Annotated in this window: 14 protein-coding genes; 5 read left to right on the top strand and 9 right to left on the bottom strand. The window is 70.7% G+C overall.

What is annotated here, in order from left to right; translation table 11 throughout:
• Nucleotides 1–23: 23 nt before the first annotated feature.
• Both AB0K73_RS04215 and AB0K73_RS04220 read right to left on the bottom strand, forming a co-directional pair.
• The gene (locus AB0K73_RS04215; protein WP_360510449.1) at nt 24–2588 is read right to left on the bottom strand and encodes a rhomboid family intramembrane serine protease; all 2565 of its coding nucleotides are present in this window, start codon (nt 2586–2588) and stop codon (nt 24–26) included.
• A gap of 23 nt (nt 2589–2611) precedes the next feature.
• Nucleotides 2612–3907, bottom strand: coding sequence for an alpha/beta hydrolase-fold protein (locus tag AB0K73_RS04220; protein ID WP_360510448.1), 1296 nt, complete (start codon nt 3905–3907; stop codon nt 2612–2614).
• A 113-nt stretch (nt 3908–4020) separates the two neighbouring features.
• Between AB0K73_RS04220 and AB0K73_RS04225 the strand changes: the two genes are divergently transcribed.
• Nucleotides 4021–5406, top strand: coding sequence for a glycine--tRNA ligase (locus tag AB0K73_RS04225; protein ID WP_360510447.1), 1386 nt, complete (start codon nt 4021–4023; stop codon nt 5404–5406).
• A 4-nt stretch (nt 5407–5410) separates the two neighbouring features.
• On the opposite strand, the gene AB0K73_RS04230 is transcribed toward AB0K73_RS04225, so the two are convergent.
• The gene (locus tag AB0K73_RS04230; RefSeq protein ID WP_360510446.1) at nt 5411–6871 is read right to left on the bottom strand and encodes a DUF222 domain-containing protein; all 1461 of its coding nucleotides are present in this window, start codon (nt 6869–6871) and stop codon (nt 5411–5413) included.
• Nucleotides 6872–6986: 115 nt separating this feature from the next.
• Here AB0K73_RS04230 and AB0K73_RS04235 point away from each other — a divergent pair, with 115 nt between their 5' ends.
• The gene (locus AB0K73_RS04235) at nt 6987–7628 is read left to right on the top strand and encodes a hypothetical protein (RefSeq protein ID WP_360510445.1); all 642 of its coding nucleotides are present in this window, start codon (nt 6987–6989) and stop codon (nt 7626–7628) included.
• A gap of 6 nt (nt 7629–7634) precedes the next feature.
• On the opposite strand, the gene AB0K73_RS04240 is transcribed toward AB0K73_RS04235, so the two are convergent.
• From AB0K73_RS04240 to AB0K73_RS04265, 6 genes are all read right to left on the bottom strand, one after another.
• Complete coding sequence (locus AB0K73_RS04240) at nt 7635–8318, bottom strand: GNAT family protein (RefSeq protein WP_364774872.1); 684 nt, start codon at nt 8316–8318, stop codon at nt 7635–7637.
• Nucleotides 8315–9700: a glutamyl-tRNA reductase gene (locus tag AB0K73_RS04245; RefSeq protein ID WP_360510443.1), complete on the bottom strand. Its 1386-nt coding sequence runs from the start codon at nt 9698–9700 to the stop codon at nt 8315–8317. Before AB0K73_RS04245 ends, AB0K73_RS04240 begins: the two co-directional genes overlap by 4 nt.
• A 55-nt stretch (nt 9701–9755) precedes the next feature.
• Nucleotides 9756–10811, bottom strand: coding sequence for a zinc-dependent alcohol dehydrogenase family protein (locus AB0K73_RS04250; RefSeq protein WP_360510442.1), 1056 nt, complete (start codon nt 10809–10811; stop codon nt 9756–9758).
• A 120-nt stretch (nt 10812–10931) separates the two neighbouring features.
• A complete protein-coding gene (locus AB0K73_RS04255) occupies nt 10932–11645 on the bottom strand; it encodes a hypothetical protein (RefSeq protein ID WP_360510441.1) in 714 nt (237 codons plus the stop codon).
• 239 nt (nt 11646–11884) lie between these two features.
• Nucleotides 11885–12427 carry a GNAT family N-acetyltransferase gene (locus tag AB0K73_RS04260; RefSeq protein ID WP_360510440.1) on the bottom strand — a complete coding sequence of 181 codons (543 nt, stop codon included), beginning with the start codon at nt 12425–12427 and terminating at the stop codon, nt 11885–11887.
• 38 nt (nt 12428–12465) lie between these two features.
• Nucleotides 12466–13413 (bottom strand): DMT family transporter, encoded by a 948-nt coding sequence (locus tag AB0K73_RS04265; RefSeq protein WP_360510439.1) that lies wholly within the window; start codon nt 13411–13413, stop codon nt 12466–12468.
• Between the two features lie 133 nt (nt 13414–13546).
• On the opposite strand from AB0K73_RS04265, the gene hemE reads away from it, so the two are divergent.
• The 3 genes from hemE to AB0K73_RS04280 all read left to right on the top strand — a co-directional run bounded on the left by hemE (nt 13547) and on the right by AB0K73_RS04280 (nt 16803).
• Entirely contained in the window at nt 13547–14698 is a 1152-nt protein-coding gene (gene hemE, locus AB0K73_RS04270) for a uroporphyrinogen decarboxylase (RefSeq protein WP_360510438.1), read from the top strand.
• Entirely contained in the window at nt 14695–16236 is a 1542-nt protein-coding gene (gene hemG, locus AB0K73_RS04275; protein WP_360510437.1) for a protoporphyrinogen oxidase, read from the top strand. The genes hemE and hemG overlap by 4 nt, the downstream gene beginning before the upstream one ends.
• Nucleotides 16237–16368: 132 nt before the next feature.
• A complete protein-coding gene (locus tag AB0K73_RS04280; RefSeq protein ID WP_360510436.1) occupies nt 16369–16803 on the top strand; it encodes a YtxH domain-containing protein in 435 nt (144 codons plus the stop codon).
• The last annotated feature ends 1 nt before the right edge of the window (nt 16804 follow it).

Here is a 16804-nt window from a genome sequence, read left to right on the forward strand (position 1 = left end):
CCGGTGCGGGCCCGCGGCATCCGTCACACCTTCGCCGCCGCGCCGCTCGTGAGGGTGCGCACGAGCGCCACCGTCTCCTTCGGCGACATCTCGGGCAGGTACGCCCTGCCGATGGCGAGGGCGATGGTCGGCAGCGCGAGCGGGTCGGGGTAGGCCATCGAGATGGTCTCGTAGTCGGGATTGAACTTCGCCTTGAAGCGGAACAGCGACGAGAACCCGTAGGCCGGTTCGAGCGTTCGCGCGAGGAACTCGAGCAGCCGCGTCATCACGGTCGGCTCGGACGGTTCCTCGCCGGCGGCGAGCGGCTTCGTCGCGAGCGGCGCGCCCGAGAGGCTGAGCAGCTCGGCGCCCTCGTCCTTCATGTGCAGCGCGGCGGACGCGATGAGGAACTCCATGATGCCGTTCATGCTGCCGTCGGCGCGGCGCATGAAGTCGATCGTCCAGCCGATCACCTCGCCGTCACGGTAGACGGGAAGCCAGCTGGTGATGGCCTGCATGCGGCCGTCCGGATCGATGGCGAGCATGAGGCGCACCTCGGGGTCCTTCAGCTCGTCCATGCCCCCGAGGGTGAAGCCCATCTCCGGCAGTTCCTTCTCGGCGACCCACTCCTCGGAGATCGCGTTGATCTCCGCGACCGTGGCGAGCGGCAGGTCGTCCCAGGTCGTCCATACCGTGGTCATGCCCTCCTTGATGCCGCGGTTCAGCGCCTGCCGCACCTTCTGCCACGGCTTGCCGGTGAGTTCGAGTCCCGTGGTGCGCACCAGCGTCTCCTCGCCGACCGACATGTGCTGCCAGCCGAGCTCCTCGAACACGGGCAGGTGCTCCGCGTGCACGCTGTAGAAGACCGGGGTCCAGCTGTTCGCGTCGCAGAACGCGACGAACTCCCGGACAACTTGGCCGGCGTCGTCGGGGGAACAGATCGGGTCCGACAGCGCGATGGCGATCCCGTTGATGACGCGATAGGCCACGGCGCCCTCGCGATCCTCGCTGAACCAGTACGCGTTGCCCGGCCAGGTGGCCATGAAGCCGAGGGTGCCGGCACCCGTGCGGCGGAGGAGGGCCCGCATGCGGAGATAATCCGCGAACCCCGTCTCCCGCTCCGTCCGCCGCATGAGGAGTACGGCCGCGACGATGAAGATCGCCCAGAACACCGGCCCCACGGCCTGGTACAGGAAGCCGGTGAGGTCGTGGCCCGGAAGCACGATCGGGTCCACCACGGCGAGGAAGTGCGGTGGCACGAACCGCTTGAACGTGTCGAGGAGCAGGTCCCACGGCGTCGCCGCCGGCCAGTACTCGCCGATCGTCGCGAGCCCGACGATGAAGTACATGGCACCCAGCACGAGGAGCGCGGTGACGACCGTCGCGACGAACGGCCCGAGCGCGGCTCCGGGTGTCCGCAGCCGGAAGTGCCGCCTCGTCACGAGGAGCATGACGATGATGCCGATCGGAAGGGCGAGACTCGCGACGATCCACACGATGAGTTCGCCGATGTCGAACACCGACCAGGTGCCGTCATCGACGTCGGCCGTCGTGATCGTCACCTCGTACGCGGTGCGCGCGAACAGCAGGATCGCCGCGTTCACCGCGATGGCCAACGCCCACGCGAAGCGGCGACCGCCGCGCAGGCCCCAGGCGGCGACGAGGAGCAGGAGCACCGGCATGAACGACAGCAGGAACATCCCGAACCCCTGCGCGCTCATGAGGGCGAGTTGCCTGAGGCATGACTCCCCGAACGTGCTCGCCGTGGCGCCGCACTGCGACACGACGGTGTCGAGGTCGATCGTCTCGTCGTCGAAGAGGTACGAGCCGAAACTGAACGGCGTGAGTTCGGTGCGGTTGACGAGCGCGACGATCGGCCCGATCGCCGTCACGGCGACGACCGCGGCGACGAGGGTGCGGGTCTCGGCATGCGAGCTCCGGTGCGCGCGCAGCGTCGAGGCGTCGCCGGTGAGGAGGGCACCCAGGAGGATGCCGGCGATTGCGGCGACGAGCCGGTACGCGTTCGACGAGTCGCCGTCGTACAGCACGAAGACGAGGATGACGGCGAACGTCACGATGCGGATGCGACGGCGCCACAGCACCCCCATGAACGCGGTCGCCGACATCAGGGCGCCGGCCACACCGGTCAGCGGATCGAGCGTCAGGTCGGCCGCCGTGCCGGTCGCCCACCACTCGCCTGCGAGCGATCCGAGCCACTGCAGCAGGGTGCCGAGGGCGACGCCGAGGACACCGGTCGCCATGAAGGCGACCATCGCGCGCAGCGATCCCATGCGCCGTTCCGCGATGCCGAGCAGGGTCAGGGCCGCGAGCACCCCGAACACGAGCTGGAACGGGTCGAACGGCACGAACAGCGCCGTCACGACCGTCCACCACTGGCCGTGCTCCAGCGTCGTCGTGACGCCCGCCGCCCACGTTCGCGCGGTCGCCTCGGAGGCGATGCCGAAGAGGGTGCCGGTCACCGCAGCGGTGGCGATGAGCGCGACACCGAACGCGAGGCTGAACGGGATGCGGCGGATGAACCCCCCGAGCGCCTCGGCGGTCGAGCGGAACCGGCCCGTCGGCTCGGCGTCGACCTCGTCACTCGGCACGTGCTCCATGCTGCTCGTTCCGGTCAGGGCGCCGCGAGTCCCAGTCGTGGGTACAGCAACGCGAACCCGGCCTCCAGCCCGCCGACGAGTCCCGAGATGCCGTGGTCGGCGGCGCGGATGCGCGCGAACGTCGTGAACATGCCGGCGCCACGCGCGGCATCCGCGAGTCGTTCGGCGCCGGGAGCGTACCCGGCGTCGTCGTCGCCGACCGTGAAGATCGCGGTCATGTCGGGGTACGACGCCCGCACGGCCATGATGCTCGCGGGCTTCACGGCGTCATAGGCGGTCTGGTCGCCGCCGAAGACCGAGTCGAGCACCTGCCGGCTCCGGTCCGAACCCGCGTACTCCACGGGCGAGACGGCGAGGATGTTGCCGAACACCTCGGGATACTTCGCACCCAGGTAGGCGGCGCACCCGCCGCCGTTCGAGTATCCGGCCACGGTCGTGAACTGGCGGCCCTGCAACACGTCGAGGTTCGCCCGCGCCCACGGCATGACGTCCTGCATGAGGTACGTCTCGACGTTGCCCAGGTCCGTGTCGAGGCAGAGCGGGTCGTTCGCCGGGTCGCCGAGCTGGTCGACGACGAGTGCGATGGGTGCGAGGCCGTCGTGCTCCGCCGCATACCCGTCGAGCACGTCACCGATGAAGCTCGCGTCGGGCTCACCGGGCTGCCCCATCATCATGACGACGAGCGGGAGGCGCGGGGCATCCGCCACCCGCGCTGCCGGCGGAAGGTAGACCTGCGCAGGTCGTGCCTCGAAGCCCGACGCCGTGTTCGGAATTCCGGGGTCGGGGACGCCGACGGTGCCGACCGCGGGCAGATCCGCCGGCGGCGTCCATGTGAGGTACAGCGACTCCGTCGGATCCGCGGCGGCCGGGTCGTCGGGCTCGTCCAGGTCGATGGTGTCGACCGTGGATGCCCCGACGAGGGCGCCGATCGTCCGGTCCATTCCGTAGGCGGCGTTGACGCCGAGCACCGCGGTGAAGGCGAAGACCGGTACGGCGATGACGGCGATGAGCTTGCGCCACCACCGCGAGTTCCAGAGATTCCAGACGGCGAGCATCATGCCCGCGAAGGCGAGGGGAACCCACCACCACCCGAGCACGGGCCCGCCGAACAGGGTCAGCACGTACACCGCGACCCACAGGACCGCTCCGCCGATGATCGCCCCGACGATCAGGAGCACGATCACCGTGAGCACCCACGACCAGCCGTCCCCCCGACCCAGGAGGTAGATGAACAACGCGGAGGCGATGACGTACATCGCGATGAGGAACGGACCATCGACGATGTCGATGTCAAGCAGGAGATCCCACACCTCGCCCCCCTCGGCACGGCGTCGTCTTGGGGCACAGCGTAGCGCCCGTAGGATGGGGACACCGTGTCGTTTCCGGGCAATCCCCCGATCTCATCAGGACCATTGGAGCCACCGTGGCCGCACAAAGCCGTCTCGAATCCGTCATCGCACTCGCCCAGCACCGGGGCTTCGTCTTCCAGGCGGGCGAGATCTACGGCGGATCCCGGTCTGCATGGGACTACGGGCCACTCGGCGTCGAGCTGAAGGAGAACATCAAGCGGCAGTGGTGGCGGTACATGGTCACCAGCCGCGCCGATGTCGTCGGCCTCGACTCGAGTGTCATCCTGCCGAAGCAGGTGTGGGTGGCATCCGGTCACGTCGGCGTCTTCACCGACCCGCTCGTCGAGTGCCTGCACTGTCACAAGCGCTACCGCGAGGATCACCTGCTCGAGGCGTACGAGGAGAAGAAGGGCCGAGTGCCCGAGAACGGCATGGGCGACATCGTCTGCCCGAACTGCGGGACCCGCGGCCAGTGGACGCCGCCGCGCGACTTCAACATGATGCTGCAGACCTACCTGGGTCCCGTGCAGGACGAGTCGGGCCTGCACTACCTGCGCCCAGAGACGGCGCAGGGCATCTTCACGAACTTCGCCAACGTGCTGCAGGCGTCGCGCATGAAGCCGCCGTTCGGCATCGGCCAGATCGGCAAGTCGTTCCGCAACGAGATCACGCCCGGCAACTTCATCTTCCGCACGCGCGAGTTCGAGCAGATGGAGCTCGAGTTCTTCGTCGAGCCGGGCACCGACGACGAGTGGTTCGACTACTGGGTCGACTACCGGTGGAAGTGGTACACCGACCTCGGCATCGACCCCGAGAACCTGCGGCTGTTCGAGCACCCGCAAGACAAGCTGTCGCACTACTCGAAGCGCACGATCGACATCGAGTACCGCTTCGGCTTCACGGGCGGCGAGTGGGGCGAGCTCGAAGGCGTCGCCAACCGCACGGACTTCGACCTCTCGACCCATGCCGAGCACTCCGGCAAGGACCTCTCGTACTTCGACCAGTCGAAGAACGAACGCTGGATCCCGTACGTCATCGAGCCGGCGGCGGGTCTCACCCGGTCGCTCATGGCGTTCCTCGTCGATGCGTACGACGTCGAGGAGGTGCCGAACGCGAAGGGCGGCGTGGACACCCGCACGGTGCTCCGGCTCGATCCGCGCCTCGCCCCCGTGAAGGCCGCGGTGCTGCCGCTCAGCCGCAACGAGCGCCTCTCGCCGCTCGCGCGCGAGATCGCGGCGACGCTGCGGAAGCACTGGAACGTCGACTTCGACGACGCCGGTGCGATCGGTCGCCGGTACCGCCGCCAGGACGAGATCGGCACGCCGTTCTGCGTCACGGTCGACTTCGACTCGCTCGACGACAACGCCGTGACCGTGCGCGAGCGCGACAGCATGCAGCAGGAGCGCGTGCCGATCGCCGAGCTCGAGGGCTACCTGGCGGCGCGCCTCATCGGCGCGTAGCGCTCTACCCCGCGAGCGTAACGGGCGTACCAAACCGGGTCGGATCGACCGGGTTCAGGATGTCGGACGGCGTCTTCGATCTCATCAACCTCGGAGTGCGTTCGGGGTCCACCCCGGGGGGCGGGATGAGCCAATACGTCGCGCCCTTCCGGCGAACCTCCCAGCCCTGGTTGTGATACCGGAGGTGATCTCGCCGGCAGAGCAGGATGCCGTCGGCGAGGTCGGTGCGCCCGCCATCGCGCTGCCAGTGGGCGATGTGATGGGCTTCCGTCCATGAGGGCGGTCTCGTGCAGTCGGGATCCATGCACCCGCCGTCTCGCACCGCGAGGGCGATCTTCTGACGTTCGGTGAAGAGCCGTTCGTCGCGCCCGAGGTCGAGCACCGCGCCATCATCGCCGAACCGGATCGGCAGGTGGCCCTCGCAGAGCCCGGTGTGGACGTCGGTGAGCGGAATGCGGTCGGGGTGACCCTCGATCATTCCCGTCCCTTCACCGGTCTTCAGGGCCTGCGCGTTCACGACGACACGCACCGACGGCTTGCGCTCGTTGAGGAGACGGCTCGGGTCGACGCTCGCGCCGGCGCGCAGCAGTTGCATCATCCCCTCGGCCGCTTCGCGCTCGCGGCCCGCACGGGCCTCGACGTAGCGACCGTCGCCGTGGGTGGGGTCACCGAAGCCTCGCCGCGTCTTCTGATCGAGCACGCGCGGGTGGGTGAGTTGGTCGAACACCGCCTTCACGAGCATGCCGGCCTGCGGTTCGAGCTCGAACTCGCCGCGCACCATCCCGTCGGGCTTGATCCACACTCGCCAGAACTGGTCGTGCCGTTGCCCCTCGGCCCGCGCCGCCACTCCGGCCGCGTCGATACGGCCGCGCGCCTGCCTCGCGGTACGGCGTGCTGCGTCGGCGTGCATCGACCGGCACTCCTCGACCAATGCCGCGAGGATCGCTGCGAGCGCCACCTCGTCGGCATCGCCACCCGGCGCGCCGAGGCCCGAGCGGATGGCGCTCGCCACCTCGACGGTGACGACCCCCGACGCGACAGCGGCACCCAACGCGGCAAACCACGGCGGTGCCGGCTCGGGCACCGCGTCGGCGAGCTGGGTCTCAGCCTGCCGTGCCGCCACGAGGGCGGCCGCGGCATCCGTCTCGGCCATCATCTGCCCGATGTTCACGAGCGTGGCGGCTTCCCGTTCGGAGGAGTGGGTGATGGATTGCACGAGTTGAGCCGTGCCGACGTGCCCGGCACGCTGGGCGAGCCCGCGACCTCCGAACGGCACGCTCGACCGCCTCGCCACCTCGGCCACCGCGATCGCCTGGCACCGTTCGACCTCATGGCGCAGCGCCGTCAGCTCCTCGACGGCGGCCAGGAGCGCTGCGTCGTCGAGGGGAATGAAGGTGCCCGACGACACTCCACGCCCGAGCAGCCGACGAGCGACGTCGGCCAGATCAGGCGGTATTTCGAGCATGTCTCATTCTCGCCGGCGCCGGCGACATTCGAACGGATGTTCCCATAACTGTGGAGAACATGTGGAATCGAGACTCGGGGAGGACGAGTGGCCCTATCGTCGCCATATGCACGTGATGAGCACAGGCCCCGGTGGCTTCTTCGATGAGGATGACGCCGCGGCCGCGAATCGCCCCGAACCCGAGGCGTTTCGCCCGCCGGCGTGGATGCAGGCTCCCGATGACGAGCTCTCGGCACGCCTGCTCCACGATAGAGTGCTCGCACGCACCGAAGCCGCGGTCGTGCTCCTTCGCGAGGTTTGCGTGTTCAGCGTCGGATTCGAGGTGCACGTGGAGTGGTTCCTCCGCCGCGGCAAGGAGGATGTGTGGGCGTGGCGGCAGCTCACCGAGTCCGCGATGGGAGGCCCGTGGCACGGCGCAGGGGCCGGATTCGGCGGGCGCAACACGAGCCTCCGATTCGGACTCGCGCTGCCCGACGGCGGCAAGGTTCCGGTGGCGGACTTCTCGCTCGCGACGCCGGGTGCCGCAGAGCCCGAACCACCGACGGTCATGCCGCGCCACGGGGGTGGTGGCGGCGGCGACCGCACCTGCACCGGCTCGCAGGGCCTCTGGGTCTGGGCGCCCGAGCCGCTGCGCGGCGAACTCACGCTCGTCACCGAGTGGGCCCAGCTCGGCATCCCGGTCACGACCACGACCCTCGACGGCGGTGCCATCGCCGGAGCGTCACGGCGCGTGCGTCCACTCTGGGACACCCGTTAGCGGCCCTCAGCCCCGCGCGGCCGCCCACTCGCGCCGCAGCACGCCGTAGATGGCGGTGTCCTGCCACTCGCCGTCGTTGTACTGCTCCTCGAGGATGGTCGCCTCGCGACGCATCCCGAGACGTTCGCACAGCGCAGCGGATGCCCCGTTCCGCGCGTCGAGGAACGCCTGCACGCGGTGGGGGTTCAGCGTCTCGAACGTGAAGTCGAGGAGCGCCTGGGCGGCCTCGCGAGCATAGCCGCGACCCTGGAAGTCGGGGTGCAGCACCCAGCCGAGCTCGAGCTGCGCGTGCAGCACGCTCGAGGTGCGGATCATGAAGTCGCCGATGATGCGGTCGCGTGTGGAGTCGTCGGTCGCGGGCGTGCCAGGCAGGACGGCGGCGAAGAACACGAAGTCGCCGTCGGCGGCGAGCACCCGTCCGGCCGCGCGCTTCGCGGTATGCGCGTATCCCTCGGTTCGGTCGCGTTCGGGCCACGGCAGGTAACGGATCACCTCGGGCAGGCGCTGGTATTCGTAGACGTCGGCGGCGTCGGATGCCTCGAGCGGCCGGAGCACGAGGCGCTCCGTGCGCAGCGGCTTCGCGACGAGCACGGTCGCGTCGTAGGGGAAGCGCAGCGCGGGCGGTCCGTCCGCGACGGCAGCGGCGACCCGATCGACGTCGGGGCCGGCTGCCATACGCTGGGCGCTCACGAGGCAGCGACGGCGCCGGCCGCGCCTGCGGGCCCATCGGCCGCATCACCGCGAGCTTGGCCGACCCGAGCTTCACGCACCGATTGCGCCTCCTCGTCGGGTGTCACCCCGAACAGCGCCTCCAGCCCGTCGATCCAGGCCGTCTGCTCGCCGGCACGCGCGAGCTCGCGCGAGCGCACCATGGGCGTGTGCAGGAGCACGCCGGCCATGTGCCGCAGCGCCGCTTCGGTGCGTCCGTCGTCGTCGCCGCGGGCCTTCGCCCGGGCGATCTCGCCGTCGAGGATGTCGTACACATGCCGTCGCAGGGCGACGACCGCCGGAGCGAGATCGCGCTCCTCGCCGAGGTCGCCGAAGTCGCGGGCGTCGCGATTCACGATCTCGCGTGCGGCATCCGTCGCCCCGAGCTCCTCGAGCGGAGCGTGGATCTTGATGGTCTCGAGGTCGAGCAGGTCGACGCCGGGCACGTCGACGACGTCGGGCGCGACGTTGCGGGGGAGGCCCAGGTCGATCACGAGCTGACGCACGTCGCGCACCGGGGCGATGCCGCCGGGCAGTAGGGCGACGGATGCCTCGAGCTGCTCGCGTCCCACCGCGATGAGCGCCCTGTCGACCACATGGTGCTCGGCCGTGGTGCACGTGACGATGATGTCGACCTCTGCGGCGGCGGTGGCGTACTCGCCGCGCGGCACGGCCTCGATGCCGTGGCTCGCGGCGAACTTCGCGCCCCGACCCGATGGGGAGTGGACCCGAACGTCGGTGACGCCGCGGTCGCGGAGCGCAGCGAGCGACGCCCCGGCGAAGCGGCCGGTGCCGACGAGCAGCACCCGGGTCGCGGCCCAATCGGTGATTCGGCTCTCGGCGAGGTCGAGCGCGAGGCGCACGAGCGAACGGCCCTCGCCGCCGATTCCGGTCTCGTTCTTCACACGCCGCGACGTCTGCGAGGCACGCTGGAAGAGCCGTTCGAGCGCGGGCGTCGTGGTGCCCTCCCGACGAGCGCGTTCGAGCGACCGACGCACCTGACCGGCGATCTCGCCCTCGCCGACGACGACCGATTCGAGACCGGATGCCACGGCGAACAGGTGGCCCGCGACGGCGTTGCCGTGCACGAACCCGAACGTGGCCCGAAGCTCGTCGGACTCGAGACCCGCGACCGTGCCGACCGCCCGGATCGCCTCGTGCACGGCGGGGACCGGTGATTCGCCCTCGGGGGCGTCGAGGTCGAGGTACGCCTCGAAGCGGTTGCAGGTGGCGACGACGACCGCGCCCTGCACGGCGTCATGACCCTCGAGGATCCGCGGTGCTGCGTGTTCCGCGTTCGCCGAAAGGCGCTCGAGCAGATCGAACGCGGCGTTCTTGTGACTCGCGGTGAGGCAGATGAGCACGAAGGGATTCTACCCGCCGTGGAACCCCTCCTCGATTCGTGCGTCACGCGACCGATCAGCGCGTGATGAGCACCTTCAGCGCGTTGTGCTCCGCCGCGTTGCCGAACACGTCGTATGCCTCGAGCACCTGGTCGAACGTGAAGGTGTGCGTCACGAACTTGTCGGCCGGCAGCTTCTTGGCCGCGACGAGCTTCAGGAGCATCCCGAGCGTGTTCGTGTTCACGAGTCCCATGGCGATGTCGATGTTCGAGATCCAGAGTCGGTCGAGTGGCAACTCGACACCGCGTCCGTGCACGCCGACGTTGGCCACGTGGCCGCCGGGCCGCACGAGCTCGGTCGCCATGGTGAAGGTGCTCGGGATGCCGACCGCCTCGATAGCCACGTCCACGCCGAGGCCGTCGGTGGTGGCGAGCACCCGTTCCTTCCAGTCGCCGGCGCCCGAGTTCACCGTGTCGGTGGCGCCGAACTCCCGGGCCCGCGCCAGCCGCGCGTCGTCGAGGTCGATGGCGACGACCCGCGAGGGACCGTAGAGCCGGGACGTCATGACCGCAGCGAGGCCGACCGGCCCCGACCCGATCACGGCGACCACGTCACCGGGCTTGACCTGTCCGTACTGCACGCCGATCTCGAAGCCGGTGGGCAGGATGTCGGAGAGCAGGATGCCCTCGGCGTCGCTCACGCCTTCCGGCACCTTGTACACCGAGTTCTCGGCGAACGGGACGCGCACGAGCTCGGCCTGTGTGCCGTCGATGAGGTGGCCGAAGATCCAGCCGATGCCCTCCGCGCCCTCGGGGCTCAGGCAGTGGCTGTACAGGCCCTGCCGGCAATTGGAGCAGAGCCCGCAGGCGCTGATGCAGGCGAGGATGACGCGGTCGCCCACCGCGAGCTGCGTGACGCCGCTTCCGATCTCGGTGATGACGCCGATACCCTCGTGTCCGAGCACCCGGCCGGGGGTGACCGCCGCGACGTCGCCCTTCAGGATGTGCAGGTCCGTGCCGCAGATGGTCGTCGCCTCCATCCGCACGATGACGTCCGTCGGATGCTGGATGACCGGGTCGGCCACGTCCTCCCAGCTCTTCTCGCCCGGACCCTTGTAGACCAGCGCCTTCATGTGCTTCTCCGCCTCCTGGCTTCTCCGGCGCGCCGCCGAACCGGCGCGACCGCACCAGTCAAGGACGCCGCGCCGCGCACGGGAGGGCCGAACGTCCCATCGACTCCGAAGAGCGCGACGTCAGCGCCGAGCGCCGACCGCCTCGGGGCGGATCACCGGGATCGGCGCCGTGAGCGGCGGCAGCTCGAGTCCCTCGGCGGCGAGGGCGGCGCGGTGCTTCGCCTTCCAGCTGCGCACCACCGCGAAGAAGGGCGCGTCGCTCATCGCGTACCGGCCGAACCGCCCGGCGGACAGCAGCACCGGCAGCTCGACGCTCGTGCCGTTGTGGCGCACACGCAGTACGAGCACGTGCTCCACCGATCCGCCGACGACCATCGAGTCGGCACGGATGTTGCGCACCTCGCGCCACGGGAACTGCACGGCGCGGCGCGGTCGGCCGCCGCCGTTCCAGAGGGCGACACCGAGTTCGTCGACGACGATCGAGTACCGCGCGCCGAGGCGTACACCACCGGTGTCGACGAGCTCGTGCAGTCGACGCATGAGCAGTCGGTTGCGGATGCCGCAGCTGAGCTCGCCACGCACGGTCGACGCCAGGGCGTTGCGCCGGGCGCGGGTGGTCGCCGCGCGGCTGAGCTGCACGATGAGCCAGATCACGACGACGATCACGCCGAGGGCGGCGAAGCCGACGGCGATGCTCGTCGTGGGCATGGCGGGAAGACGCGGCATGAGCCGCTCGAGCTCGGGGGATCCGGCAGCGAGACCGGCGATCACCGCGACGGCCGCCAGGGCGACGAGCACGGTGAGTTTGACGCGATGCGGGGCGGCGGTGTTCATCGGGATGCCCCGTGGGGGCGGGACATCCGGGCTCGCCGCAGCGGGATGGGCGGGGGACTCGACACGATCGGGGGCATGTCTTCTTCTCCGTGGGTGCGGAGGCGCGCCGTGGACCGGCGCGTCGTCGTGCGGGGGAACACGACGGAACCCACCGTACCGCGCGACACATCACTCGCGACAGAGGGAAACGCGCGTCGACACGACATCCGACGAACGATTCCGTACTCCGCGAGGAGTCCTCAGATCGCTCGGGAGAAGGCGACTCGGTGTTCGCCGGGTCCGTCGTAGTCGAGCCACGCGCGAACGCCGTCGATGTCGGTGTCACCGGATGCCTCGAACCCGAGCGCCGCGTGGAACGCCTGCGAGCCTCGATTCGGCACACCGGTGATCGCGTCGACGCGGTGGCATCCGGCTGCTCGTGCCTCGGCGAAGAACATCTCGTACAGGGTGCGGGCGAGGCCCAGCCCGCGGAGGTCGGGGCGGACGCCGACGAAGTGGATGTAGGCGACGTCGGGTTGGGCGTGCGAGTGGAACCCGATGAGGAACGCGCCCAGTCCGCCGGCGTCTTCGGCGATGAAGCCGGTGTCGCTGAAGTGCTGGAAGAACAGCGGGGGGAGGAGCAGGTGAATCGAGGAACCCATCGTCCCCCACCACTCCGGGATCGCGGCGACGACGACGGGGTGGTCGGCCACTCGGGGCCGTCGCAGCACGATGCCGGGGGGCAGGGCAGTGCCGGCGGCGAGGGCGATCGGCGGCTGCAGCATCCGAGGTTCGAGGGCCATGGTCGATTCTGGCACCGGTGCTGACGGAACGGCGATCGCTATCGCGGCACCGAGCCGGCCGTCTCGGGCACCCGCTCCTGGGGCTCGACGGGTGCCGCGGGCCGACGCCGCGACAGCGCGACCCCGACCAGCGCGACCGCGCCGCCGACGATGGCGAGCACCGCCGGCACCTCGGCGAAGAGGATGAGGCTCAGCACGATCGTGACCGGAGGCACGATGTAGGTCGAGACGCCGAGCTGGCCGGCCGGCATGCGCGACAGCGCGTACGACCAGGTCGTGTAGCCGAGGGCCGTGGGTACCGCGCCGAGCCAGACTGCGCCGAGCAGGCCCTCGACGGGAGCCGTCTGGACGCCGGCGATGAGTTCGCCGGTGAACGGGGTGCAGACGAGCATGCCGATGACCGCGCCGATCCAGACCACCTGCGCGTTGGGCAGGCGCCCGAGGACCGGCTTCTGGAAGAGCACGCCGGCGGTGTAGGTGAGCGCGGCGACGAGCGCCCACAGCACGCCGATGCCGGCGCCGACCACCGACCCGCCCGAGCCGAGGCCGATGAGCACGACTCCGATGAAGGCCACGCCCGTGCCGATGAGGAGCCACTTGGGCAGGCCCTCGCCGAGGAGCACACCGGCGCCGAGGGCGATCATGATCGGTGCGATGTTCACGATCATGGCGGTCGTGCCGGCGTCGAGGGTCTGTTCGGCGAGGTTGAGCACGATGCTGTAGCCGCCGAACCACAGGGCGCCGAAGCCGGTGAGCAGTAGCCACTCGCGCCGTGTGGGCGCGACCCAGCGGTGCCGCAGCAGCAGCGGGGTGAGCAGGACGGATCCGACGATGAGCCGGGCGAGGGCGAGCGCTCCGGGGGTGAAGTGCGGTGCGGTGCTGCGCACGACGATGAACGCGCTCGCCCACGCGAGGATCGTCACGCCGATCGCGACGTAGACGAGCGGCGAGACGGTGGTCGCGCGCGGGGCGGTGGAGGTGCTCACAGTGCGACGGTAGCTGCGGTGGCGTATGCCCCGGCCCGATGTGGCAGGCGATCGCGGGAGGACGGCCGAAAGACGACGGTCGCGGCGCCGGCATCCCGCCGTGCGCGGCATGCCCCCAGCCCGATAGGCGACAATGTCACGCGTGATCCTCTCCCCCCAGCACCCCCTGTCCGCCGGCCGCACGGGAGACTCGCGTCTCGTCCGCGCCTACCGAGGGGAGCGGAGCGACACCACGCCCGTCTGGTTCATGCGCCAGGCCGGCCGGTCGCTGCCCGAGTACCGCGACCTGCGCGTCGGCACGCGCATGCTCGACGCCTGCCTCGACCCGGCGATGGCGAGCGAGATCACGCTGCAGCCGGTGCGCCGCCACAAGGTCGACGCCGGAATCTTCTTCAGCGACATCGTGGTGCCCCTGAAGCTCGTCGGCGTCGACGTCGAGATCCAGCCGGGCCGTGGCCCCGTCTTCGGCAGGGGCTATGCAGATGCCGCGGCCGTCGCCGAGCTCACGAGCATCGACCCGGCACGGCTCGACGAGGCATCCGGACCCATCACCGAGGCGGTCGAGCGCACGATCGCCGAGCTCGGCGAGACCGACAACGGATCGGGCACGGCGACCCCGCTGATCGGCTTCGCCGGTGCACCCTTCACGCTCGCGGCGTACCTCACCGAAGGCGGACCCTCGAAGGACCACCTCGCGGCCCGCACGCTCATGCACGCCGACCCGGGCGCCTGGCGCGCGCTCATGGACTGGACGGCCGAGCTCACCGGGCGATTCCTGCGCACGCAGGTGCTGGCCGGGGCATCCGCCGCCCAGCTCTTCGACTCGTGGGCGGGCGCGCTCTCGCTCGCCGACTACGAGGCGCACGTGGCGCCCGCCTCGGCGAAGGCGCTGTCATTCGTGCACGACCTCTCATACGAGACGTCGGATGCCTCGGGCGCCGGCGTGACCCGCGCCGTGCCCGTCGTGCACTTCGGCGTCGGCACCGGGGAGCTGCTCGGCGCCATGCACCGGATCGGCGTCGACGTCGTCGGCGTGGACTACCGCATCCCGCTCGACGTGGCGGTCCAGCGAGTCGGCGAGGGCGTGCCGCTGCAGGGCAACCTCGACCCGGCGCTCCTCGCCGCCCCGTGGCCCGTGCTCGAGGCGGCCGTTCGCGACGTGCTCGCCCGCGCGGCGGCCGCCCCCGCACACGTCTTCAACCTCGGCCACGGCGTGCCCCCCGAGACCGACCCCACCGTGCTCACGCGCGTCGTCGAGCTCGTGCACGAGGCGGGCGCGGCGTGAACGACGGCCCTGCTCTCGAGCCGGCCGAGCCCGCGGTCGAGCATCGCGCCGCCGACGTCGTCGTGGTCGGCGGCGGTGTCGCCGGCCTCGTCGCGGCGCTCGAGTGCGCGAAGGTCGGCCTGCAGGTCACGGTGCTCGAGCGGCACGAGGGCATCGGCGGATGCGTCGGCCGCATCGAGCTCGACGGGCTCTCGCTCGACAGCGGCGCCGAGTCGTTCGCGACGCGCGGTGGGGCGGTCGCCGAGCTGCTCGAGTCGTTGCAGCTCTCGGACGACATCGAGAAGCCGAATCCCGCTGGCGCCTGGCTCGTGATGCCGGGCCAGAACGGCATTCCGGATGCCGCGCCGATGCCCCGCACGGGCATCCTCGGGATCCCCGCCAACCCGCTCGGCGACGACGTGCGGCGCATCATCGGCTGGCGCGGCGCGGTGCGCGCGTACGCCGACCGGGTCATGCCGATCCTCCGCATCGGCCGGTACACCAACCTCGGGCACCTCGTGCGATCCCGCATGGGCGACGCCGTGCTCGAACGCCTCGTGACGCCGATCTCGGCGGGGGTGTACTCGAGCGACCCGAACGTGCTCGACCTCGACGTGGTCGCGCCCGGTCTCAACGAGGCCATGACGCGTGCAGGCTCGCTGTCGGGCGGCGTCGCCCAGCTCGTCGAGTCGCGCAAGGCCGGCAGCGCCGTGCTCGGCCTGCGCGGCGGCATGCACCGGCTCGTCGACGCACTCGCCGCCGAGCTCGACCGGTTCGACGTCGAGGTCGTGACGGCCGCCGAGGTCACGTCGCTCACCCGATCGCCGGTCGAGGGGGGTGCGACGAGGTCGGACGCGCCTCGAGACCCCGATGCCGCCGCCCCCGGTTGGATCGTCGACGCCGCCCGCTCCGACGACCCGCCGCTCCGCTTCGATGCGACCTACGTGATCCTCGCCGCGCCGTCGGACGCCTCGCGCCGGCTCCTCGACGAGGCGTCGTTCGGCTGGTCGACCGCCGCGGACTGGCCGCACGCGGCATCCGTCGAACTCGTGACCCTCGTGCTCGACGCACCCGCCCTCGATGCCGCACCCCGCGGAACGGGCGTGCTCGTGGTGCAGGGAACGCCCGGCGTCACCGCGAAGGCGCTCACCCACTCGAGCGCGAAGTGGCAATGGCTCGCGGATGCCGCGGGCGGCCGCCACGTCGTGCGCCTCTCGTACGGGCGAGCCGGTGAGCCCAACCCACTCGACGGACGCACCGACGACGAGGTCGCCGACCTCGCCCTCGCCGACGCGGCCGCACTGCTCGGAACCCAACTCGACGCCACCATGGTGCGGGCCGCAGGCCGCACCGCCTGGCGCGACGCGCTCTCGCACGCGACGATCGGGCAGCGCGACCGGGTACGCGCCCTCGAGGACGTGCTCGCCGCCGAGCCCGGCATCGAGGTGACGGGCTCGTGGGTCGCAGGCACGGGCCTCGCGTCGGTCGTGCCGCACGCGCTTGCGGCGGCCCGGCGCATCCGTCACCTCGCCGTTCACCCCTCCGATCGGGGCGAGTGACCGAGCAGCGCCCCGCATAGCCCGAACGGCATATTGGCGGCGCAACCCCCTTGCGTGCCGTTTCTCGGGGTCTACGCTGGAAAGGTCGCGGTGGCGACGACACGCGTTGTACAGGGGAGATGGGGTGCACACATGAAGGGCAAGATCCTCTTCGTCGTCGGGCTGGGGGCAGGCTACGTGCTCGGAGCCCGGGCGGGCCGCGAGCGGTACGAGCAGATCCGCAAGGCGGCGATGAACGTCTGGAACCAACCTCAGGTGCAACAGGGCGTCGACACTGTGAAGGACTTCGCGAAGACGCGCGTCGGCGACCTCAGCGGCACCGTGCTCGATGGCGTGAAGGGACTCATCGGCAACGCCACGAAGAACTCCGGGGCCACGACATCCGCGACATCGACGACGTCCACGACGTCCTCGACGACGCGGCCGGCGACGACCTCGACGACATCGTCGAAGCCGGCCACCACCACCGCCTCGAAGCGGAGCTCGACCTCGAGCGGTGAGAAGCTGACCCCGCCCACCGGCACCGCGACGAATCCGGCCAAGGCGCCGGGCTCCTCGGGCGCCTGAC

It is taken from the genome of Agromyces sp. NPDC052230, assembly GCF_040679595.1.
In the GTDB taxonomy this organism is placed as follows: Bacteria; Actinomycetota; Actinomycetes; order Actinomycetales; family Microbacteriaceae; genus Agromyces.